Below are 20,997 nucleotides of genomic sequence, written 5' to 3'. Positions count from 1 at the left end.
ACCGATCGCCGCGCGTGCGGCCGGTTCACGCCGCCGTCGGTGCCGTCAGCGGCTACTGCACCCAGACCAGCGCCCCGGCCGCGACGAAGGCCAGCGCCCACACCCGGTCGAGGTTGAACCACGCCCGGGTGAGCACGCGCAGCCTCACGACCTCGTACACCGTGAGCGCGACCACCGCGCTGGTGGTGACCATCGCGGCCGCGTGCAGCGCCGCCGCAGCCAGCGCGACCTCCAGCTCCCCACCGAGGGCCTGGCTGACCAGCTCGTCGGCGCCAGCGGCGTGCTCGCCGATCAGCACCGGCGCCAGCATCAGGCCGGCTCCCGTCACGGTCGACATCAGGAACGACCACCACGCCAGCTGGAACGGCGTGAGCCGCATGCCGACCCACCGGAAGTGACGCCGCTTGAGGAACAGGTAGGTGCCGAAGCCCATCAGGGCCAGGCCGAACCCGGCCACCGCGACCGCCTGGGACACCGCCGAGGAGAACAGCACGATCGCCACCGCCATCACCACGACCGACGCCTCGTGGCCGATCCCGATCGGGACCAGCGCCTTCAGCACGGCGGACCGGCGGCGCTCCTGCAGCCCGAACGACACCGCGAACAGCCAGCCCATCCCCGGGTTCACGCCGTGGAAGACCCCGAGCAGCACGACGGCGAGCGCGGTCCCCGGGTCGAGGTGCAGGACTGCGTGGCCGCCGTGCTCGAGGACGACGCCGGTCACGGGAAGCAGTAGGAGTCGCTGGAGGCGTCGCCGCCCTCGAGGTGCGTCTGGTGCACCCGGTTGCCACGGAAGTCGTCGCCGTGCGGGAAGAACCGTTCGTCAAGCGTGATCCCGCCGTTGACCGTGTCGACGTCGGCCCGGACCATCCACGCGCCGACGCCGTCGGGGTAGAACTGGTCGTCCCACGCCCCGTAGAGCGAGTTGGTCCAGTACGCGCGCTTGCCGTCACGGCTGATCTCCACCATCTGCGGAGCGCCCGAGAGCGGGGTGTCCGGGGCGCTCGGGTGCGGCGTACGGCCGGCGATGCCGCCGATCCGGATCGAGCCGACCTCGCGCGGGTTGAACGGGTCGGTGACGTCGTACTGCTTGGCCTCGCCGGTGCCGAAGCAGGAGACGTAGAGGAACCGGTCGTCCACCGACAGGTCGATGTCGGTCACCAGCGGGGGCACTGCCCCGAACCCCTTGAGCAGGTCCGGCAGCAGGTCGGTGTCCTCGCACGGCTCGGCCGGGATCGTGATCACCTTGCGGACCGCGAACTCCTCGCCGTCGCGGTACCACAGCCACACCGAGGCGGAGAGGTCCTCGGTGCTGATGACGACGCCGACGAAGCCGTACTCCTGGCTCGGGTCGTGCGCCGGCCGGAGCTCGAGCGCCATCTGGTGCTGGGCACCGAGGTCGATGGTCTGGAACTTCTTGCGGGTGCGCAGGTCGAAGAAGTGGAGCCGGTGGCCGTACTCGTTCGCCAGCAGCTTCTCGGGGATGATCCCCTTCTCGATCATCGCCGGGGTGCCCCACTCGCTGGTGACGAGCACGTCCTTGTTGATGTGCCACCAGAAGTCGTAGGCGAGGTACTGGTCGCCCCGGTCCACCTCCCACTGGCCCTTGACCTCGAACGTGTCGTGGTCGAGCAGCGCGATGCCGCCGGGGCCGTCCTCGCTGAACGCCGCACCGAGGTTGGTCACGTAGATGCCCTCGGGTCCGCAGTGCGCGGTGTGCGGCCGGCTGTAGCCGGACGCGGACTGGTACTCCTCGGGCTCGATGACCTTCGCGACCTTCGGGTTGCGCGGGTCGTCCTTGACGTCGACGAAGTGGATCCGGCTCGACCGCAGGCCCATGAGCAGCAGGTAGCGCCGCTCGATGTGCGGGTGCGGGTTGCTCGGGCACAGCGCCGAGCTGCAGGCGTTCCACCCGTGGTGGTGCAGCTCGTCGCCGACGTTGGGCATCTCGGTCCAGCCGACCACGCGCCCGTAGTCGGCCGAGGACTCGTCCACGTCGACCACGGCCAGCGCGTCCTTCTGCGGCTCGCCCTCGCCGCGCCAGAAGGTCGCCACGTAGGCGAGCCGCTCCTGCGGACCCGCGGCCGCCAGCGACGGGGAGGGGTAGAAGGTGGGGTCGACCTTCCAGGTCTTGCGCGTCATCGGATCCCTTTCGAGGACGGCCCGCGACCCGGTGCTGCGGGCGGTGGCTCACCGTAGCGCATACCAAAGTAACTCAGTGGACTTTGATGCCAAAGATCCTCGGTTCAGGCGAAGGTGGTCCGCCCGACGGAGTGGTACGCCGTCCACGACTCGACGGGGCCACGCCCGTGCAGCGCCCGCTCGCCGACCATCCGGTACTTGTAGATGGCCGGGTTGTGCGAGGCGACGACGCGGGCGTTGCGCCAGTGCCGATCGAGCGCCAGGTCGCGGTACGTCGCGGAGGCGCCGCCCACCTCGAACATCCGCGTCGCGGCGGCGAGAGTGAGGTCGATGATCAGGACCTGGGCCTGGTAGACGTTGTTCTCCGCCGACTCGAGCACCTGGCGGGAGATCCCGGTGCCCGGCACGTTCGTGGCGGCCGCCTCCTCGAGCGCCACGGCCGCGGCTGCCAGCAGGGTGCGGGCCGCGAACGCGTCCGCCGAGACCCGGCCGATCACCTCGAGCACCTGCGGGTCCTCGCCGGGCACTTCGGTGTTCGCATGGATGTAGGTGCGCGTGCGGGGGCGCACGAAGGCCACCGTGTCACGCTCGACCGCCTGGGCGATCCCCGCGACCACGGCCATGAGGTACAGCTGGAAGAACGGCTGGATGTGCGACAGGGGTGCCTCGCGGTAGGACGCGATCTCGCGCGGGTCCACCTCGACGTCCACCAGGTGCGTGGTCCCGGACGCGGTGTGCGCCTGGCCGAAGCCGTCCCAGTCGTCCACGCAGGTGATGCCCGGGGCGGTGGTGCGGACCGCGAACGTGACCCGCTCCACGCCGTCGGCGGTGGCCCGGCCGGCGGCGCCGTAGATCCAGTCGGAGTAGAGCGTCCCGGTCGAGTAGAACTTCGTGCCGTTCAACAGCCACCGGCCGTCGACCTCGGTGACGGTGGAGGAGATGTCGGCCAGGGTGTTGCCGGTCGTCTCGCTCGTCGCGTTGCCGACCATCTCGCCGCGGGCGATCCGCTCGAGCCACGCCTGCCGGCGCGGGGAGTCCGGCCAGAGCAGCACCAGCTCGGTGAAGCCGAAGTGGCCGCGCCACAGGTGCGCGATGTTGGAGTCGGCGGTCGCCAGCTCGCTCACCAGCGTGACCAGCTCGGCCAGCGACGCGCCCCATCCGCCGTGCTCGACGGGCAGGCGCAGCCGGCCGAAGCCCGCATCGGCCAGGGCCCGGACCTCCGCGTGCGGCAGCTCCCGCTCCCGTTCGCGGCGTACGGCGCCCGCCGCGATCTCGGCGAAGAGCGGGGTGAAGCGGGCGAGCAGCGTCCCGTCGGTGTGGGTGCTCATGCGTGGACCTTCCTGAAGCTGGCGGCGACGTGCCGCTCGGGGAGTCGGTGGGTGCCGCTCAGCCGGCTGCGCAGGGTGCCGGGCTCGTACTCGGTGCGGGCCAGGCCCCGCGACTGGAGCTCGGGCACGACGTGGTCGACGAACTCCTCGTAGCTCTGCGGGATGGTCCAGTTCATGACGTTGATGCCGTCGATGCCGCGGTCCTGCCACTGCGCGAGGGTGTCCGCGATCTGCTCCGGCGTCCCGACCACGCGCCCACGCAGTCGTGCCGAGAGCCTGGCCAGGTCGGCGATGGTGGGCTCACGGTCGCCGGCGATCTCGCGCAGCCACTGGAGGTGGCTCTGGCCGGCCTCGGTGCGCACCGCCGACAGCGGCGTCGCGGGGTCGAGCGGCTCACCGCTCTCGGGGTCGAAGCCCAGGTTGGAGTGCAGCAGGAAGCCGTCGGCCGAGAGGTACTCGTCGATCTCCGTCTCCTTGCGCCGCGCCTCCTCCTCGGTCGACCCGACCACGAAGCTCAGGCCGAGGAAGAAGGCGATGTCCTCGGGCCGGCGTCCCGCCTCGACGGCGAGGCGGCGGGTGTCCGCGACCAACGCCTGCGTCTGCTCGGGGGTGGAGGACAGCACGAACTGCGCCTCCGCGTGCCGGGCCGCGAAGCGCCGGCCGGCGGGGGAGGAGCCGGCCTGGAAGATGACCGGGGTGCGCTGCGGCGTGGGTGCCGCGAGGTGGGGGCCGGCCACCCGGTAGCGCTCGCCGACGTGGTCGATCCGCCGGATCCGGGAGGCGTCGGCGAAGACGCCCGACTCCTTGTCCCGCAGCAGGGCGTCGTCGTCCCAGGAGCCCTCCCAGAGCTTGTAGACGACCTCGAGGTACTCCTCGGCCCAGCGGTAGCGCTCGTCGTGCGGCTCGAGCCCGTCGTGCCCGAAGTTGCGGGCGGCGCCCTCCTGGGAGCTGGTCACGACGTTCCAGCCGATCCGGCCGCGGGTCACCGCGTCGAGCGTCGACATCCGGCGGGCGAACTCGAACGGGTGCGACTGCAGCACGGAGCTCGTGACCGCGAAGCCGAGGTGCTCGGTGCTCACGGCCAGCGCCGGGACCAGCACCGACGGGTCGTGGTTGGGGAACTGCAGACCCTCGCGCGCGTTCACCGTGAAGTCGCCGTCGGCCGGCCCGTAGAGCCCGACCACGTCGGCGAAGAACATCGCGTCGAAGCGGCCCCGTTCGAGCGTCCTCGCGAGGTCGACCCACAGGTCGAGGTCGTCGAACTCGGTCTGACGGGCCACCGGGTGGCGCCACAGGCCGTGCTGGATGTGGGAGCTCGTGTTCATCACGAAGGCGGCCAGGCGTAGGGGCTGGCGGGACATGGCACCTCTTTCCGGACGTGGACGACTGAACCAACGTAATCCAACCAACTTTGTATAGTTTGCGCGAATCCACGTCCTCCCTCGGAAAGGACCCCATGTCCTCCCTGACCCTGAACGCACCCCGCTCCGGCACGCCCGTCCCTGCCGGGCCGCGGCACCGGCGGGTCCTGACGGCGTCGTTCATCGGCACCACCGTCGAGTACTACGACTTCTACCTCTACGCCACCGCGGCCGCCCTGGTGTTCGGCCCGGAGTTCTTCCCCGGCGCCAGCCCCGCGGTCGGGCTGATCGCGTCGTTCGCGACGTACGGCGTCGGCTTCGTCGCGCGCCCGATCGGCGGGGTGGTCGCCGGCCACCTCGGCGACCAGATCGGGCGCAAGCGCCTGCTCGTGGCCTCGCTGCTGCTCATGGGCGTCGCCTCCACGGCCATCGGCCTGCTGCCCGGCTACGACAGCATCGGGCTGGCGGCGGTCGTCGGCCTCGTGCTGCTGCGGCTGCTCCAGGGCGTTGCCGCTGGTGCCGAGTGGGGTGGGTCCGCACTGCTGTCGGTGGAGCACGCGGCGCCGCGCAACCGAGGGCTCTACGGCGCCTTCACCCAGATGGGCTCGGCCGGCGGGCTGCTGCTCGCGACCGCAGTGTTCTACGCCGTACGCCGGGTTGCCGGGGAGGAGGCGTTCCTCGACGGCGCCTGGCGGATCCCGTTCCTGCTCAGCGCGGTGCTGGTCGCCGTCGGCCTCGTCATCAGGCTGCGCCTGGAGGACGCGCCGGAGTTCCTCGAGGTCCGCGAGCAGGGCCGCACCCAGAGGCTCCCGGTGGCCACGGTGCTGCGTGACCACCGCCGCGGCGTGCTCGTCACGGCCGGTCTGCGCCTGGTGCAGCCGGCGCTCTTCTCGATCCTGACGACCTACATCCTCACCTACCTGCTGGACCACCGCGGTGACTCGGGTCCGGGCCTCACGGCGATCCTGGCCGTCTCCGCGCTCAGCCTGGTCACCACCCCGTTCTGGGGCTGGGTCTCCGACCGCGTCGGGCGCCGCCGGCTCGCGATCGCGAGCGCGATCGGTACGGCGATCTTCATCTGGCCGTTCTTCGCGTTCCTCGACAAGGGCCCGTTGATCCTGCTGCCCCTCGTGGTCGGGATCGGCATGAACCTGCTGCACGACGCGATCTACGGCCCCCAGGCGGCGTGGTTCGCCGAGCAGTTCCCGACCGAGGTGCGCTACACCGGCGTCTCGCTGGGCTACCAGCTCGGCAGCATCGTCTCGGTGGGCCTCACGCCGTTGCTGGCCGTGTGGTTCGTGCAGATCGGCGACGGCTCGCCGTGGCTGCTGTGCCTCTACCTCGACCTGTTCGCGGTGCTCTCGGTCGTGGCCGCGCTCGCCGCACGCGACGGCGCCGCGGAGCGGCTGCGTCCGTCGGCCTGACCGGACGAACCCGGTTCGCGGGCCCCGTCGGTCCGCTCGGCGTCGCGGGCGGCGTACCAGTCACGTACGCCGCCCGCGTCCGCGCCGGCGCGCAGCAGCCCCGCCATCACCCGCATCGGCTCGTCGACGTGCCGGAAGAAGCGCTGGTACCCGGCGCACAGGTGGTGCAGCCCGGGTTCTCCGTCCTCCGTCACCGCGAACCGGTCCTTCGGGCACCCCCCGTTGCAGGCGAACCGGACGTCGCACCGCAGGCACTGCCCCGGAAGGGTGTCGAGCTTGGCGTTGCCGAACGCCGCCTGCTGCGGTGACGTGACCAGCTCGAGGAGGGTCCTGCCGTCGGCGATGTTGCCGAGGCGGTGGTCGTCCTCGACGTAGTGGTCGCAGGAGTAGAGGTCCCCGTTGTGCTCGAGGACCAGCGCCGACCCGCAGGTCCGGGCGTGCACGCACATGCCGGCCTGGTCCATGCCCAGCCAGTGCGCCAGCGCGGTGTCGAACTGCTGGACGAACACGTCCCCGACGTCGTGGCGCACCCACTCCTCGAAGACGTCGACGAGGAACTGGCCGTACTGCTCGGCCCCGACCGTGCGGTGGGTGACCGGGTTCTCGACGACCGGGATGAGCTGGATGAACGTCGCGCCCAGGTCGTCGCGGAGGAACGTGTAGACCTCGCGCCCGTGGTCGCCGTTGGACGCGTTGACCGTGGTCAGGACGTTCCACTCCACCCGGTGCCGCCGGAGCACGTCCAGCCCGCGCAGCACCCGGTCGAAGGTGGGCTTGCCGCCCTTGTCGACGCGGAAGGCGTCGTGCATCTCGCGGGGGCCGTCGACGGAGATCCCGACCAGGAAGTCGTGCGCGTGCAGGAACTCGCCCCACTCGTCGTCGAGGAGCGTGCCGTTGGTCTGGATCGTGTTGAGGATCCGTTGCCCGGGCCTGCGGAGCCGTCGCTCGAGCTCGAGGGTGCGGATGAAGAACTCGAGCCCCATCATCGTGGGCTCGCCGCCCTGGAAGGCCACCACGACCTCGTCGGCCCCCTCGTGGGCCTCCAGCAGCTGCCGCACGTAGACCTCGTGGACGTCCGGGCTCATCCGGAAGTCGCTGCCGGGGTAGAGCTGCTCCTTGGACAGGAAGAAGCAGTACTCGCAGTCCAGGTTGCAGATGGCCCCGGTCGGCTTGGCCATCACGTGGAAGGCCGCCGCCGGGGCCCGGGAGGTCAACGCCGCCGGTCCCTGCGGTCGTCCCTCCGGTCGTCACGGCGGTCCGTACGACGCGCGACCCCGTGCGCCACGACCGCGGCGGTACCCACGGTCGCTGCGGTCCGGGCCACGGGGGCCGGTCCGATCACGCCTCCACGGCGTGCCCTGCGTGCTGCCAACGGCATGTCAGTCTCCTTCCTCGTCGGTGGCCTCGAGATCCGCCTGCACGGCGGCGAGCAGTGCCTGCACGGGGATCCGCCCGCTGGCGGCGAGCTGCCCACCGGCCCGCCGGACCGCCGACGCGAACGGCGCGGCCCAGGAGTTCTCCCAGACCAGCAGCGCGGCCGTGCTCCCCGGTTCGACGGCTGCCGCGACGGCCTCGACGTCCTCCTCGCTCAGCAGCGTCGCCACGGCCGTCTCGTAGGCCCGCAGACCACCGATCTCGCTCTCGTCGAGGTCGGTGATCTCGAAGAACTCCAGCCCGCCGTCGTCGTCCTTGCGGATCAGGAGCAGGTCGAGGACCCGGACGATCCCGCGGTCGACGAGCTCGGCGAGGGCCGGGGCGATCTCGCCCTTGAACCTGCTGCCGGGGAACTCCACGACGATCCAGTCGACCGGCCCCAGCTCGTCGAGGGGCTCGGTGACCTCGGGGGTCAGTTGGTCGGTCATGCCACCATCTCCTGCTCTCGTTTCGGAGCTCCAGACTCGTTGCGCCACCACGGGTCCCGCCTCACACGCAGTGGATGAGTCACGGCCCGCGGGTTTGGCGACCCGACCATGCGGGTAGGCCGACGGCACGGGGCCGACAGCGAGGAGCACCGACGTGGTCGCGAGCACGCCCCGGGACGAGTCGATGGCCGCGCTCCACGCGGCACTGGACCCCTACGGCTGGCGCAGCTTCACGCCCGAGCTCGTGGCCCGCCGAGTGGTCGCGGCGTACGACCGCCAGGCCCTCGCGCGGTTGCTGGGCTCGGTGCCGGGCGCCCTGGTGGGCGCGTGGGAGGACGCCCCCGGGCTCGCGGACCGCGGCGACCCGCGGGTCGCCGGTCTCCGCGAGGTCCTCGCCGCCCACCCCTGGACCCGGCTCCGCCTGCACGCGGTGTGCCGGCTCCTGGTGCGCACCCTGGACGGCGGCACCTGAGGCCCTACTGGCGGCCCATCGCCGCGCGTACCTCGCTCTCGCTGTCGGTGACGAGGTCGCCGGACACGTCGACCGTGACCGAGTGCAGCACACCGGTGAAGCGGTACGGCGACGCGTAGTCCGGCGTCACCGGCGAGCCCGGGTTGAGCCCGCAGCTCAGCGCTCCGGGGTTGAGGACGAACGGGACCGTCACCGGTGCCAGCTCCTCGGCGACGAGGTGTCGGTCGACGTAGAGCTGCAGGCGCCCGGGGGCGCCCCGGCCGTGGGCGAGGTCGGGCTCGCCGGTGGGCTCGAACTCGAAGCGCAGCTCGTGCTCGCCGGCGGGGACCGGGTCGGGCGTCGAGACCTTGTGGAGACTGCGGCTGAGGTAGTTGTGCACGTAGTGGAGCCGCCCGTCCTGCAGGAACAGCGAGTAGCCGCCGGCCGCCGTGCCCTGACAGATGAGCACGCCCTCGGCGCCGCCCTCCGGCAGCTCCACGTTCGCGGTGATGCTGTGTGGCCGGTTGAGCAACCGCGGGCCCGCGAAGTACGGCACCGACTGGGTGCCGGGTCGGTAGACGTAACGGTCCCGCGGGACGGCTGCCTGGGGCTTCTCGGCCACCATCCGGGCCAGTCCGCTGCCGTCGACCGGCAGCACGTCGTACTTCCCTGCCTCGACGTACCACATGCCGATCAGGGCGATGAGCCGGTCGCGGTGCTCGGCGGCGACGTCGTGGTTCTCGGCGAAGTCCTCGGCCACGTGGTACAGCTCCCAGCCGGTGGCGTCGAGCTCGGTCAGCCTGTCCGCGGAGATGGGTTCTCCGAACCCGATGCCCGCTTCGGCGAAGGACGGGCCGGGCCACGGGCACACGGCCCGCCAGCCGTCGTGGTAGATGGCGCGGTGGCCCAGCATCTCGAAGTACTGCGTGCGGTGCCTGCTGGCGGCCTCCGGGTCCTCCAGCGTCTGCGCGAAGCTGACGCCTTGGATCGGCGACTGGGTGACGCCCCGGATCGTGGCCGGCGGCTCGATGCCGAGCAGGTCGAGGACGGTGGGCACCATGTCGACGATGTGGGCGTACTGCGTGCGGACCTCACCCCGGGCGCGGATCCCGGCCGGCCAGGAGACGATGAACGGGTCGCTCGCGCCGCCGCGGTAGGTCTCGCGCTTCCAGCGCCGGAACGGCGTGTTGCCGGCCCAGGTCCATCCCCACGGGTAGTGGTTGAAGTGGTTGGGGCCGCCGATCTCGTCGATCACCGCCAGGCTGTCCTCGAGCGGCTCCGGAGCGTTGTTGAAGAACTGGGCCTCGTTGGTGGTGCCGGTCGGGCCGCCCTCGGCGCTGGCCCCGTTGTCCGAGACCACCATCACGAGGGTGTTGTCGAGCTCCCCCTGCTCGCGCAGGAAGTCGAGCAGCCGGCCCAGGTGGTGGTCGGTGTGGCTGAGGAAACCGGCGAAGACCTCCATCATGCGGCTGAACAGGCGTCGCGCCGGCTCCGGCAGGCCGTCCCACTCGGGCACGTCCGGGTCGTGCCGCGAGAGCTGCGCGTCGGCGGGGACGATCCCGAGGTCCTTCTGCCGGGCGAAGACCAGCTCGCGGTAGGCGTCCCAGCCGTCGTCGAACCTCCCGGCGTACCTGTCCGCCCACTCCTGGGGGACGTGGTGGGGGGCGTGGGTGGCCCCGAAGCACAGGTGCAGGTAGAACGGCTTGTCCGGCGCGATCTGCTTGGCGTCGGCGATGAACTGGATCGACCTGTCCACGAGGTCCTCGGTGAGGTGGTAGCCCTCCTCGGGGGTCTTGGGCGGCTCGACCTGGTGGTTGTCGTAGACCAGGTCGGGATACCACTGGCTGGTGTCTCCACCGAGGAAGCCGTAGAAGCGCTCGAAGCCGCGGGCCAGGGGCCAGCGGTCGTACGGCCCGGCGGCCGTCTCGTGGTGGCTGGGCGTCAGGTGCCACTTGCCGACCATGAACGTGCTGTAGCCGTGCTCGAGCAGCATCTCGGAGAGGAAGCCGTTCTCGAACGGGATGATCCCGTTGTAGCCGGGGTAGCCGGAGGCCAGCTCGGTGATGGCCGCCATCGCGTTGCTGTGGTGGTTGCGCCCGGTGAGGATGCACGAGCGGCTCGGCGAGCACAGCGCGGTCGTGTGCATGTTGTTGTAGCGCAGTCCCGACCCGGCGAGCGCATCGAAGTTCGGGGTCTCGATCGGGCTGCCGTAGCAGCCGAGCTGCCCGAAGCCGGTGTCGTCGAGGACCACCATCAGGACGTTCGGCGTGCCTGGCACGGCGCGTGTCGGGCGCGGCCAGGCCGGGGTCGACTCGTCGGTGGTGCGGCCCACGTCGCCGGGGAACGCGGTGCCGGGGTCGTACTCGTCCAGTGCCATGGCTACGCCTCTCGTCGGTCCTCCGCCCACCTCAACCCGGGTGGCGGCCGGTCGCATCACCCGCCGCGGGTGAGCAAGCCCGACCCGAGCGTCCACATACTCGGAACCAGTCGACCGGCCCGGGAGCGTGCGCCATGGACATGACCGCCGTCCTCGTCGTCGCAGCGGCGGTCTTCGGGTGGGGCGTGGTGGCGGCTCGTCTCCAGCGCGCGGACCTCACCGCGCCGATCGTCTTCGTGGCGGTGGGGGTGCTGCTCGCCTCGCTGGACCTCGTCCATGCACCCTCCGCCCCCGAGCGACTGGGACCCCTGGTCGAGCTCGCGCTGGTGACGGTGCTCTTCTCGGACGCCGCCCGCGTCCCGGTCCGGGACCTGCGGCGCGACGTCGGTCCCTGTGCGGTTGCTGGCGGTCGGGCTGCCCCTGACCGTGCTGGCCGGCTGGGGGCTGGCCGCCTGGCTCTTCCCGGGGACGGGCGCCTGGCTGACGCTGCTGATCGCGACCGCGCTGGCGCCCACCGATGCAGCGCTGGGGGTTCCCGTCGTCACCAACCCGGTGGTGCCGGAGCGGGTCCGACGGCTGATCACGGTGGAGAGCGGGCTCAACGACGGCATCGTGACCCCGCTCGTCATGCTCGCGCTGGCCGGGGCCGCCTCCGCCGAGGGCGTGGCCGGGGTGCCGGGCACCGGCGGCGCGGTGCTGGAGCTGGCCCTCGGTGCGCTCGTGGGTGCTGGGGTCGGTGGGGCCGGTGGCTGGCTGCTGCGCCGGGCTCGCGGGCGTGGCTGGGTCGCCGAGGACTTCGCCGGCATCTCCGTCCTGGCCCTGGCGGTGGTCGCCTACGCAGCCGCCGTCGTGGTCGACGGCAACGGGTTCGTCGCGGCCTTCTGCGGGGGGCTGGCGTTCGGCGCCGTGGCGGGTCGTCGCGGGCCTGCCGAGCTGGTCTTCCTCGAGCAGGCCGGTGGCCTGCTCTCGCTGCTCGTGTGGCTGGCCTTCGGTGCGGTGGCCGCACCCATCATCCGCGACAGCATCGACGTCACCACGGTCGTGTACGCCGTGCTCAGCCTCACCGTGGTGCGGATGGTCCCCGTGGCGCTCGCCTCGACCGGTGCGGGGCTGGGGCGCGACACCGTCCTGTTCGTCGGGTGGTTCGGCCCGCGCGGGCTCGCCTCCTTGGTCTTCGCGCTGCTCGCCCTCGAGGAGCTGGGTGCGGAGGCCGACGAGGTGGTCTCCGTCATCGGCGTGACGGTGCTCCTCAGCGTGGTCGCGCACGGCCTCAGCGCGGGTCCGCTGGCCGCCAGGTACGGCCGGGCCGCCACGTCTGCCGGTGCCCGTCCACGAGGGTGAAACCGGCCCGCGCCGGGCAGCGGACCACGGCGCCGGCGAACGCGTCTACCCCGAACGGTCCGTCCCCGAGTGGCCCGTGCGGGTCGTCCGACGGGACCTTGGTCCCTGTTTCCGCAGGTCGGGGCGGGTCACCATTCCTGACGAAGGGGAGGCCCGATGAGCATCCAGAACAGGTCCGAGCCAGTCGCACCCGTCCGTCGCCGCGGCGCTGCCGGCGTCCGGCGGACCGCCGAGCAGGCCGACGCGCTGGGTGTGCTGGACCTGCACCGGCAGCTGCTGGAGACCGCCTTCGACCTCTCCCAGGAGTTCGACGAGGTCCCCGCCGGCTCGGTGATGCGCTGCTTCGCACGCGCGGTGCACCTGGCCAGGCTCGACGGGGCGAGCGGCTCCCGCCTCGTCGACGAGGCCCGCCGGATCGCCGTCTCCGCCCTGCGCGAGCGGGACGACCGGGGCACCTCCCGCAGGCGTCCGGGGCTCGCGGCGACGGCCTGAGCCGTCAGCGGTGGCCGGCGACCGCGTGCGGCTGGTAGCCCGCGGTCAGCTCCTCGAGCTCGTCGTCGGTCAGGCTGAGCTCCACGGCCGCGACCGCGTCGTTGAGGTGGTGGGGCTTGGTGACGCCGACGATGGGTGAGGTCACGACCGGCTGGGCGAGCAGCCAGGCCAGCGCGACCTGGGCCCGCGGCACTCCGCGTCGCGCCGCGACCTCGCCGACCTTGTCGACCACCACCCGGTCCTCGTCGCGGTAGAGAGAGGCCCCGAACTCGTCGGTCTCCGCCCGCGCGGTGCTCGCGTCCCAGTCACGGGCCAGCCGCCCCCGGGCCAGCGGGCTCCACGGGATCACGCCGACGCCCTGGTCCGCGCACAGCGGCAGCATCTCCCGCTCCTCCTCGCGGTAGATCAGGTTGTAGTGGTTCTGCATGGAGACGAACTTCGTCCAGCCGTTCAGCTCGGCCACGTGCTGGGCCTTGGCGAACTGCCAGGCATACATCGAGGAGGCTCCGAGGTAGCGGGCCTTGCCCGCGCGGACCACGTCGTGCAACGCCTCCATCGTCTCCTCGATCGGGGTCCCGGAGTCCCAGCGGTGGATCTGGTAGAGATCGACGTGGTCGGTGCCGAGCCGGCGCAGGCTGGCGTCGATCTCGTGCATGATCGCCTTCCGCGAGAGGCCCGCGCCGTTGGGCCCCGGGCGCATCCGGCCGTGCACCTTGGTGGCCAGGACGACGTCCTCGCGGGAAGCGAGGTCGCGCAGCGCCCGGCCGGTGATCTCCTCGCTGCTGCCGCCGGAGTAGACGTTCGCGGTGTCGAAGAAGTTGATGCCGGCCTCGAGCGCGTCCTTGATGATGCTGCGCCCGGCGTCCTCGTCGAGGACCCAGCGGTGCCCGCCACGTGCGGGGTCGCCCCAGCTCATGCACCCCAGCGTGACCGCCGAGACGTCGAGACCGGTGTTGCCGAGCTTGCGGTAGCGCATGGGGAGCCTCCTGGTGTCGGGGGACGGGCCGTTCCCGATCGTTGCACCCGGGCGGTGAGGCGGCGACCCGGCAGCGACGTACGGTCGAGGTCGTGCAACGAGCCAGCCGCCGACGGGCCTACTTCGCGCTGATGGGGACCTGCCTCGTCCTCATCCTGCTGGCGTGGAACATCGTCCGGCTCTGGTCGACCACGGCGGCCGTGGTGATGAGCGTGGTCGCCGCCGTCCTGCCACCGATCGCGGTCTTCGTCGGCAACCTCGGCGCCCTGGACGACCAGAGCCCGCCCGGTCCCGACGATCGACGGGACTGAGCGGGCTCGCCGGGACCTGGTCTCGGAGGGCTGGTCACTCGGAGGGCTGGGGCACCTCCACGTCGCAGTTCACCTTCGGGTTGGTGCCCATGTAGTTCAGCGGCCCGGCCACGACCGTCAGCGTGGTGTCACCCGCGGTCTTGCAGCTGACGTCCCGGTCGTCGCCGAAGTATCCGCGCTGGAAGGCCGCGAGCGCGCCGATCACCAGCCACACCACGACGATGATGCCGATCAAGCTCTTCATGGACTCTCCTTGTCCGCAGTGGCCCCGTGTCGGACCGTTCCTACCCCGGATCGGGGCGGCCCAATCCCGGGCCGGCGTCAGGCCTGCGGTGCGGGAGCCGTGGCGGTCGAGTACGACGCCTGGTAGGCCAGCACGGCCGACCTCCCGAGGGCGAGCGCCTCCTCGAGCTCGTCGACGAGCTCCGCGGCGCCGGCGACGGAGCCCGACTCGACCGCGAGCTCGATCTGCTGCGCGATCCGTCCCGCGGGCGTGACCCCGAGGTTCAGCGCGCCACCGGCCAGCTTGTGCGCCACCTGCCGGAGCGTCTCGACGTCGCCGGCCTCGCAGGCCCCGCGGATCGTGGCCATCGTGGTGGGGGTGTTGGCGACGAAGTTGCCGATGGCCCGGTCGAGGTAGGTCGTGTCGCCGGGGTCGAGGTCGCGCAGCTCGTCGAGGCGCGCCAGGTCGAGGCCGTCGATCGCGGAGGCGGGGTGGGGCGTCTCGGGCATGGGGTGGTGCTCCTCGCTGCTGTGGTCATCGGCCAGCCACCGACCCAGCACGGTGCGCAGGGCGCCCGGGTCGACCGGCTTGGTCAGGAAGTCGTCCATGCCTGCCGCCAGGCACCGGTCCCGCTCGCCCTCGACCGCGGCAGCGGTCATCGCGATGACGGGGATGTGGCCCATCGTCTCGTGCGCCCGGATCTCGCGGGTGGCCGCATAACCGTCCATGCGCGGCATCTGCACGTCCATCAGCACCGCGTCGTAGGTGTCGCCGGCGAGGGCGTCGATCGCAGAGCGGCCGTCGTCGGCGGTGACGGCCGCGTAGCCGATGGCCTCGAGCATGCCCACGGCCACCATCTGGTTGACGGGGTTGTCCTCCACGACGAGCACGCGTCGACGGGTGCGGACCGACGGGGCCGCCGTGGCGCCGCCGACCGGACGCGGCGGGACGCCTGCGAGGTGCTGCAGCAGGGTCTCGCGCAGGGTCCCGGCCAGCACGGGCTTGAAGAGCAGGTCGGCGATGCGTGCGTCGCGGACGCGGGCGGCGTCCAGGACCTCGCGCGAGGTGAGCATGAGGATCACCAGGTCGTCGTGCGCGGGGTCGCGACGCACCCGCTCGGCGAGCTCCAGCCCGTCCTCGCGCGGCATCACCATGTCGAGCAGGAGGCCGACGTACGGGTCGCCCTCGGCTGCCGCGTCGGCCAGCGCGGCCAGCGCGGCGTCGGCGTCGGCCACGCCGGTGGAGCGGACCTGCCACCAGCTCAGCTGCTCGCCGAGGATCAGCCGGTTGTGCTCGTTGTCGTCGACGACGAGGACCCGTCGTCCGCCCAGCCGCTCGCGGGCGTACTCGTCCTCGAGCTCCAGACGCGACCCGGACGGCGCGGCGAAGCGGGCGGTGAACCAGAAGACGCTGCCGCCCCGGGGGTTGGGCAGCAACCCGATCTCGCCGCCGAGCGCCTCGACGATCTCCCGCGAGATGGCGAGGCCGAGCCCGGTGCCGCCGTAGACCCGCGTGGTCGAGGCGTCGGCCTGCGTGAACGGGTCGAAGAGGCCGCCGACGTCGCTCTCGCGGATCCCGACGCCGGTGTCGGAGACCTCCACGCGCAGGAGGGTGCCGCCGTCCGCCGTCGACTCGGCGGTCGCGCGGACGTGCACCTCGCCGCGTTCGGTGAACTTCACGGCGTTCGAGCCGAGGTTGGTCAGGACCTGCGCGAGCCGGGTGGGATCCCCGCAGAGCACCTCGGGCACGTCGGGGTTGCAGGACACCAGCAGGTCCAGCCCCTTGCGGCGCGCCGACTCCGACAGCAGGCTGGCCACCTGGTCGAAGACCGGGCGCACCTCGAAGTCCAGGCGCTCGAGCTGGAGCTTGCCGGCCTCGATCTTGGAGAAGTCCAGGACGTCGTTGATCACGCCGAGGAGCGCGCGGCTGGCGACCTGCACCCCTGAGGCCAGGCGGGTCTGCTCGGGGTCGAGCCGGGTGCGCAGCAGCAGGTCGTTGAGACCGATCACGCCGTTGAGCGGCGTCCGGATCTCGTGGCTCATGGTCGCGAGGAACTCCGACTTCTGGCGGGACGCTTCCATGGCCGCGTCGCGGGCGCTGGCCAGGGCGCGCTCGGCCCGCTCGCGCTCGGCGACCCGGCCGAGCTGGACGGCCACCTGCTCGACCATCGAGGTGATCATGTCGTGCCGGTAGAGCGGGGGAGCGGAGGTGATGGTGATGACCGCGCAGACCTCGTCGGCGAACGAGATGCAGAAGGCGATGGTCAGCCGCTCGTCGTCCCACACCGACCCGCGTTCGCGGAAGGCGAGGTTGGCGAGGTCGAGCTCCTTGCGCGGCCGCTCGGGCTGCGCGGCGTCGGCCTCCCGGTCCTCGTCGTAGATGTAGAGGGGTACGACGCCGTGCCCGTCCGCGGCGGGCACGAACGCGCGGGCCCGCTCCCAGTCGTCGTGCAGCAGCACCAGCGACTGCGCCTGGCTGAGGACCTCCTCGAGCGTGTGGGCCTCGTTGGCGGCGGTCGCCACCGCCTGCATGAGGGCGTTCTGGGTGACCGAGTCCTCGAGGGCCATCGTGGCCAGCTTGGTCTCGGTGATGTCCTGGTGGGTCCCGGTCATCCGGACCACCCGTCCCTCGGCGTCGCGGTGGGACTCGCCGCGGCCGCGGGTCCACACCCACTCGTCGTCCGCCCCGAGGACGCGGGCCACGAACACGAAGTCGTCCGCGCCGCGCAGGGCGGAGCCGACGGCCTCGTCGACGAGGTGCCGATCGTCGGGATGCACGATCTCGAGGAAGTCGGCGTACGTGGCGGGGAAGTCGTCGGGATCGAGGCCGTAGAGCTCGTAGAGGCCCTCGGAGCCGGAGATCTCGTCACGCACGACGTCCCACTCCCAGCTGCCGATCCTCGCGATCCGCTGGGCCTCGGCCAGGCGACGCCGGCTGTTGGTCAGGCTCTCGACGGTCGAGCGGCGGTCGGAGAAGTCGGCCAGGCGGTGCATGATCCCGACGATCTCGCCGTCCGGCCCGCGCAACGCGCTCTCCCGCACCAGCACCCACAGCGCCGAGCCGTCCCGGCGCACGAACTTGCACTCCACGTCGCCGGGGTTGAGCTCGCCGCGACGCAGGTGCTCGAGGTGCGTGGCGAACTGGCCGCGGCCCTGCTCGTCGAGGGAGTCGAAGACGGTCAGGTCCATCAGCTCGGTGACGTCGGCGCCGAACATCGTCGCGAGCGCTCGGTTGGCGTAGAGCGTGCGACCCTCGAGGTCGAAGACCCAGATGCCGTCGGGTGACGTCTCGACGACGTCCCGATACATCGTGGCCAGATCCATGGAGTCCTCCCGGGCCCAACGATAGGGGGAGTCACCCCTGCCGGGGGTGCCAATCGCCGCGCCCGGACGCTCCTTCGGGAGCGGACCGGGACCGGCGGTCAGGCTTCGCCCGCGATCAGGTAGTTCCCGTTCTCGTAGACCAGCTGCAGGCTGACGTCGTCGCGCGCCGTGCTGCCGTCCTTGCGCGTGTAGTCGACGGTGTAGCCGACCGTCAGGTCGTCGGGGTTCGACGTCGAGAACGACACCACCTCGGCGGAGCGGATGGTGTCCCAGAAGCCGCGGTAGCCGGACAGCCCGCCGCTGGCGTCCTGGAAGCCCGGCGTGAGCATCGCGTAGGCGCTCTCGGGGTCACTGGTCACGGTCGACAGGTAGTCCTCGATGAAGCCCTGCATGCCGGCCGACGTGGGTCCCGAGGTCTTGGAGGGCTTCGGGGAGGACGGGCTCGAGGCCGATCGTGAGGCCGAGCCGGAGGGGGACGACCCGTTGCCCGTGCGCGCCTCGGGATCGTCGCCGCCGGAGAGCGCTGCCCACACGGCGATCCCCGCCGCGACCAGCACGGCCAGGACCACCAGGGCCGGGACGACCCGGCGCCGGTGACCCGGTCCGGTCGGCTCCGCGGGGGTCGGGAGCGGGTCGGGGGCGGCCGGCTTCTGCGTCGCCGGCCCGCGGTCGTCCGGTGGTACGGGAGGGACCGCGCGGGACAGCACCTGGGTCCGGGTGGGGTCGCCGCCCGACGGGACCGGGGCAGCGACCGGCGACACCGTGGTCCGGTCGGCGGTGTCCCGGGGGCCGGAGCGGAGGAAGTCGCGCACCGTCGCCATCGACCAGCGGTCGGCGGGCTCGCGCGTCATGGTCGCCTCGAGCAGGGGGGCGAGCCACCCGGCGCCGGGAAGGCGCGGCGGCTCCTCGTGGACGATCCGGTAGAGCGCGCCCATCAGGTTCTCGCTGACGTCGTACGGCGGGTGGCCGGCCAGGGCGTGGAAGAGGGTGGCACCCAGCGACCAGACGTCGCTGGCGTCCGTCGCGGGCTGCCCGGCCGCCACCTCCGGGGCGAGGTAGGCGGGGGAGCCGGTGACCAGCCCGGTCTGGGTCAGGCTGGCGTCGGCCTCGGCACGGGCGATGCCGAAGTCGGAGAGCTTCACCTGCCCGTTGCGGGTCACCAGGATGTTGGAGGGCTTGACGTCGCGGTGCACGATGCCCGCGGCGTGCGCGGCCGCGAGCGCGTCCGCGGCCTGACCCAGGAGCGGCGCGGCCGCGTCGGGGGTGAGCGGGCCGTCCTGCTTGACCAGCTGCGCCAGGGTGACGTTCTCGACGTACTCCATCACCAGCCAGTTGCGCTCGTCCTCCTGGACGAGGTCGAAGACGGCCACCACGTGGGGGTGGTTGAGCCGGGCCGCCAGCCGTGCCTCACGCTCGGCCCGGGCCAGGTCGGCGGTGCCGGCACCGGCGACCATGCCGATCCGCTTCAGCGCCACGGCCCGGCCGAGCACCTCGTCGCGGCCGAGCCACACTGCGCCCATGCCGCCACGGCCGACCTCTCGGTCGAGCGTGTACCTGCCTGCGATGACCCTCGGATGTGCTCCCATACCGCCGCCCACACTAGCGACGGCGCCAGTGGCGACGGGTCCCCGACCAAACCGGGTGGGCGTCGACGCGGGCGATGGGGCAGGCTTGACCCGACAACCCCGCATCGTGGAAGGCCCCAGCGTGTCCCTCGACCCCTCACTCCTCGACGACCTGCAGTGGCGCGGCCTGATCGCCCACTCCACGGATCTCGACGCCCTCCGGGAGGCGTTCGCCAGCGGGAGCGTGCGGTTCTACGTGGGCTTCGACCCGACCGCGCCGAGCCTGCACATGGGCAACCTGCTCCAGATCCTGACCGCTCGCCGGCTGCAGCTGGCCGGCCACACGCCGTACGCCCTGGTCGGCGGGGCCACCGGCATGATCGGCGACCCGCGCGACTCGGGGGAGCGGACCCTGAACTCCCTCGACACGGTGAAGGACTGGGTGGAGCGGGTACGCCGCCAGATCGAGCCGTTCCTCTCCTTCGAGGGCCCGAACGCCGCCACGATGGTCAACAACTACGACTGGACCGCGTCGCTGTCGACCATCGACTTCCTGCGTGACGTCGGCAAGCACTTCCCGGTCAACCGGATGCTGGCCCGCGAGACCGTGAAGCGCCGCCTCGAGACCGGGATCAGCTTCACGGAGTTCAGCTACGTCCTGCTGCAGTCGATGGACTTCCTCAACCTCTACCGCGACCACGGGGTGACGCTGCAGTTCGGAGGCAGCGACCAGTGGGGCAACATCACCGGCGGTGTCGAGCTGATCCGGCGCTCGGACGGCGGCACGGCCCACGCCTTCGCGACGCCGCTGATCACCAAGGCCGACGGCACCAAGTACGGCAAGACGGAGGGCGGTGCGCTCTGGCTCGACCCGCAGATGATGTCGCCGTACGCCTTCTACCAGTTCTGGCTCAACGTCGAGGACGAGAAGGTCGGCGAGCTCCTGCGCGCGTTCACGTTCCTGTCCCGACCCGAGATCGAGGGGCTGGAGGCTCGGCACGCCGAGAAGCCGTTCCTGCGAGCCGGGCAGAAGGCGCTCGCCGAGCACGTCACCACGCTGGTCCACGGGGCGGAGGAGACCGAGCGGATCAAGGAGGCGTCTGCCGCGCTGTTCGGGGGAGGCGACCTGACCGGTCTCAGCCCCGACACCCTCGGTGCGGCGCTGCGCGAGGCGGGCGCCACCACGCTGGACTCCGGTGAGGGGCTGCCGAGCGTGGTCGACCTGCTGGTCGAGGCCGGGTTGGCCAGGAGCAAGGGAGAGGCACGGCGCACCATCGGCGAGGGTGGCGCCTACCTGAACAACCATCGCGTCGAGGACCCCGACGCGGTGCCGACGAAGGACGACCTGATCGGGGGTTCGTGGCTGGTGCTGCGCCGCGGGAAGAAGAACTTCGCCGGGGTCGAGGTGCGCTGAGCGCACCCACCCACCTCGTCCACCCCGCACCGCCGCGGGTCGGAGGCCCCTGAAACCGCCTCTGACCTGCGGCGATGTGCATTGTGGCCCGGCTCACGCCGGACCGATTTGAACATCGCCGCCCCGTTCCATAATGTTCTCCGGGTCGCCAGGGAGCGGCGGGCCGCAAGACCTGAGGGTTGGGCGGCCGGCCCCGGGGTGGCCACTTCCAACCAACATCTTTCGGGTGGATGGGTGCGTCCTGAAGAGGGTGTTCCCGGAAAGCCGTTTTCGGGTGCTGTGCGGAGGGCGGAGGGTGAAAGCCTCGAATTGCGGGGCCGGAAACGTTCCGCTAAAGTTTACGAAGTCGCCGCAGCGAGGGGCCGGAAAAGCCCGGAGCGCGGTGTGCGTCTGATTCTTGAGAACTC

The 20,997-nt window shown here is 71.8% G+C and carries 17 protein-coding genes; 6 read left to right on the top strand and 11 right to left on the bottom strand.

Annotated features, from left to right (window positions below; genetic code table 11):
* Positions 1-52: 52 nt before the first annotated feature.
* The 4 genes from ACFO9I_RS22730 to ACFO9I_RS22715 form a co-directional block, all read right to left on the bottom strand.
* Entirely contained in the window at positions 53-724 is a 672-nt protein-coding gene (locus tag ACFO9I_RS22730; RefSeq protein WP_379185128.1) for a hypothetical protein, read from the bottom strand.
* Complete coding sequence (locus tag ACFO9I_RS22725) at positions 721-2,142, bottom strand: selenium-binding protein SBP56-related protein (protein ID WP_379185126.1); 1,422 nt, start codon at positions 2,140-2,142, stop codon at positions 721-723. The genes ACFO9I_RS22730 and ACFO9I_RS22725 overlap by 4 nt, the downstream gene beginning before the upstream one ends.
* 104 nt (positions 2,143-2,246) lie before the next feature.
* On the bottom strand, positions 2,247-3,470 hold the full coding sequence (locus tag ACFO9I_RS22720; protein WP_379185124.1) for an acyl-CoA dehydrogenase family protein: 1,224 nt from the start codon (positions 3,468-3,470) through the stop codon (positions 2,247-2,249).
* The gene (locus tag ACFO9I_RS22715) at positions 3,467-4,831 is read right to left on the bottom strand and encodes an LLM class flavin-dependent oxidoreductase (protein ID WP_379185122.1); all 1,365 of its coding nucleotides are present in this window, start codon (positions 4,829-4,831) and stop codon (positions 3,467-3,469) included. The genes ACFO9I_RS22720 and ACFO9I_RS22715 overlap by 4 nt, the downstream gene beginning before the upstream one ends.
* Before the next feature lie 95 nt (positions 4,832-4,926).
* On the opposite strand from ACFO9I_RS22715, the gene ACFO9I_RS22710 reads away from it, so the two are divergent.
* Positions 4,927-6,255: an MFS transporter gene (locus ACFO9I_RS22710; RefSeq protein ID WP_379185120.1), complete on the top strand. Its 1,329-nt coding sequence runs from the start codon at positions 4,927-4,929 to the stop codon at positions 6,253-6,255.
* On the opposite strand, the gene ACFO9I_RS22705 is transcribed toward ACFO9I_RS22710, so the two are convergent.
* Both ACFO9I_RS22705 and ACFO9I_RS22700 read right to left on the bottom strand, forming a co-directional pair.
* Positions 6,168-7,469, bottom strand: coding sequence for an anaerobic sulfatase maturase (locus ACFO9I_RS22705; RefSeq protein ID WP_379185118.1), 1,302 nt, complete (start codon positions 7,467-7,469; stop codon positions 6,168-6,170). The genes ACFO9I_RS22710 and ACFO9I_RS22705 overlap by 88 nt on opposite strands.
* Before the next feature lie 165 nt (positions 7,470-7,634).
* Positions 7,635-8,117: a DUF6325 family protein gene (locus tag ACFO9I_RS22700; RefSeq protein WP_379185116.1), complete on the bottom strand. Its 483-nt coding sequence runs from the start codon at positions 8,115-8,117 to the stop codon at positions 7,635-7,637.
* A 154-nt stretch (positions 8,118-8,271) separates the two neighbouring features.
* On the opposite strand from ACFO9I_RS22700, the gene ACFO9I_RS22695 reads away from it, so the two are divergent.
* Positions 8,272-8,589: a hypothetical protein gene (locus tag ACFO9I_RS22695; protein ID WP_379185114.1), complete on the top strand. Its 318-nt coding sequence runs from the start codon at positions 8,272-8,274 to the stop codon at positions 8,587-8,589.
* A 4-nt stretch (positions 8,590-8,593) separates the two neighbouring features.
* Here the strand turns inward: ACFO9I_RS22695 and ACFO9I_RS22690 are convergent, their stop codons facing one another.
* Positions 8,594-10,945 carry a sulfatase-like hydrolase/transferase gene (locus ACFO9I_RS22690; protein ID WP_379185112.1) on the bottom strand — a complete coding sequence of 784 codons (2,352 nt, stop codon included), beginning with the start codon at positions 10,943-10,945 and terminating at the stop codon, positions 8,594-8,596.
* 393 nt (positions 10,946-11,338) lie between these two features.
* Here ACFO9I_RS22690 and ACFO9I_RS22685 point away from each other — a divergent pair, with 393 nt between their 5' ends.
* On the top strand, positions 11,339-12,286 hold the full coding sequence (locus ACFO9I_RS22685) for a cation:proton antiporter (protein WP_379185110.1): 948 nt from the start codon (positions 11,339-11,341) through the stop codon (positions 12,284-12,286).
* Positions 12,287-12,442: 156 nt separating this feature from the next.
* On the top strand, positions 12,443-12,778 hold the full coding sequence (locus ACFO9I_RS22680) for a hypothetical protein (RefSeq protein ID WP_379185108.1): 336 nt from the start codon (positions 12,443-12,445) through the stop codon (positions 12,776-12,778).
* Between the two features lie 4 nt (positions 12,779-12,782).
* Here the strand turns inward: ACFO9I_RS22680 and ACFO9I_RS22675 are convergent, their stop codons facing one another.
* Positions 12,783-13,754: an aldo/keto reductase gene (locus ACFO9I_RS22675; protein ID WP_379185107.1), complete on the bottom strand. Its 972-nt coding sequence runs from the start codon at positions 13,752-13,754 to the stop codon at positions 12,783-12,785.
* Between the two features lie 92 nt (positions 13,755-13,846).
* On the opposite strand from ACFO9I_RS22675, the gene ACFO9I_RS22670 reads away from it, so the two are divergent.
* The gene (locus ACFO9I_RS22670; RefSeq protein WP_379185105.1) at positions 13,847-14,065 is read left to right on the top strand and encodes a DUF3099 domain-containing protein; all 219 of its coding nucleotides are present in this window, start codon (positions 13,847-13,849) and stop codon (positions 14,063-14,065) included.
* Between the two features lie 34 nt (positions 14,066-14,099).
* Here ACFO9I_RS22670 and ACFO9I_RS22665 read toward each other — a convergent pair whose 3' ends face one another.
* From ACFO9I_RS22665 to ACFO9I_RS22655, 3 genes are all read right to left on the bottom strand, one after another.
* Positions 14,100-14,309, bottom strand: a complete 210-nt coding sequence (locus ACFO9I_RS22665) for a hypothetical protein (protein WP_379185103.1) — start codon at positions 14,307-14,309, stop codon at positions 14,100-14,102.
* A 77-nt stretch (positions 14,310-14,386) separates the two neighbouring features.
* Positions 14,387-17,611, bottom strand: a complete 3,225-nt coding sequence (locus tag ACFO9I_RS22660) for a response regulator (RefSeq protein ID WP_379185101.1) — start codon at positions 17,609-17,611, stop codon at positions 14,387-14,389.
* A 98-nt stretch (positions 17,612-17,709) separates the two neighbouring features.
* Positions 17,710-19,197 carry a serine/threonine-protein kinase gene (locus ACFO9I_RS22655; RefSeq protein WP_379185099.1) on the bottom strand — a complete coding sequence of 496 codons (1,488 nt, stop codon included), beginning with the start codon at positions 19,195-19,197 and terminating at the stop codon, positions 17,710-17,712.
* Positions 19,198-19,318: 121 nt separating this feature from the next.
* Here ACFO9I_RS22655 and tyrS point away from each other — a divergent pair, with 121 nt between their 5' ends.
* Complete coding sequence (gene tyrS, locus ACFO9I_RS22650; RefSeq protein WP_379185097.1) at positions 19,319-20,590, top strand: tyrosine--tRNA ligase; 1,272 nt, start codon at positions 19,319-19,321, stop codon at positions 20,588-20,590.
* Positions 20,591-20,997 lie beyond the last annotated feature (407 nt).

It is taken from the genome of Nocardioides sp. GCM10023255, assembly GCF_042653125.1.
GTDB lineage: Bacteria > Actinomycetota > Actinomycetes > Propionibacteriales > Nocardioidaceae > Nocardioides.
The sequence above is the reverse complement of the archived record's forward strand: the minus strand, read 5'-3'. Positions and strand labels throughout refer to the sequence as shown.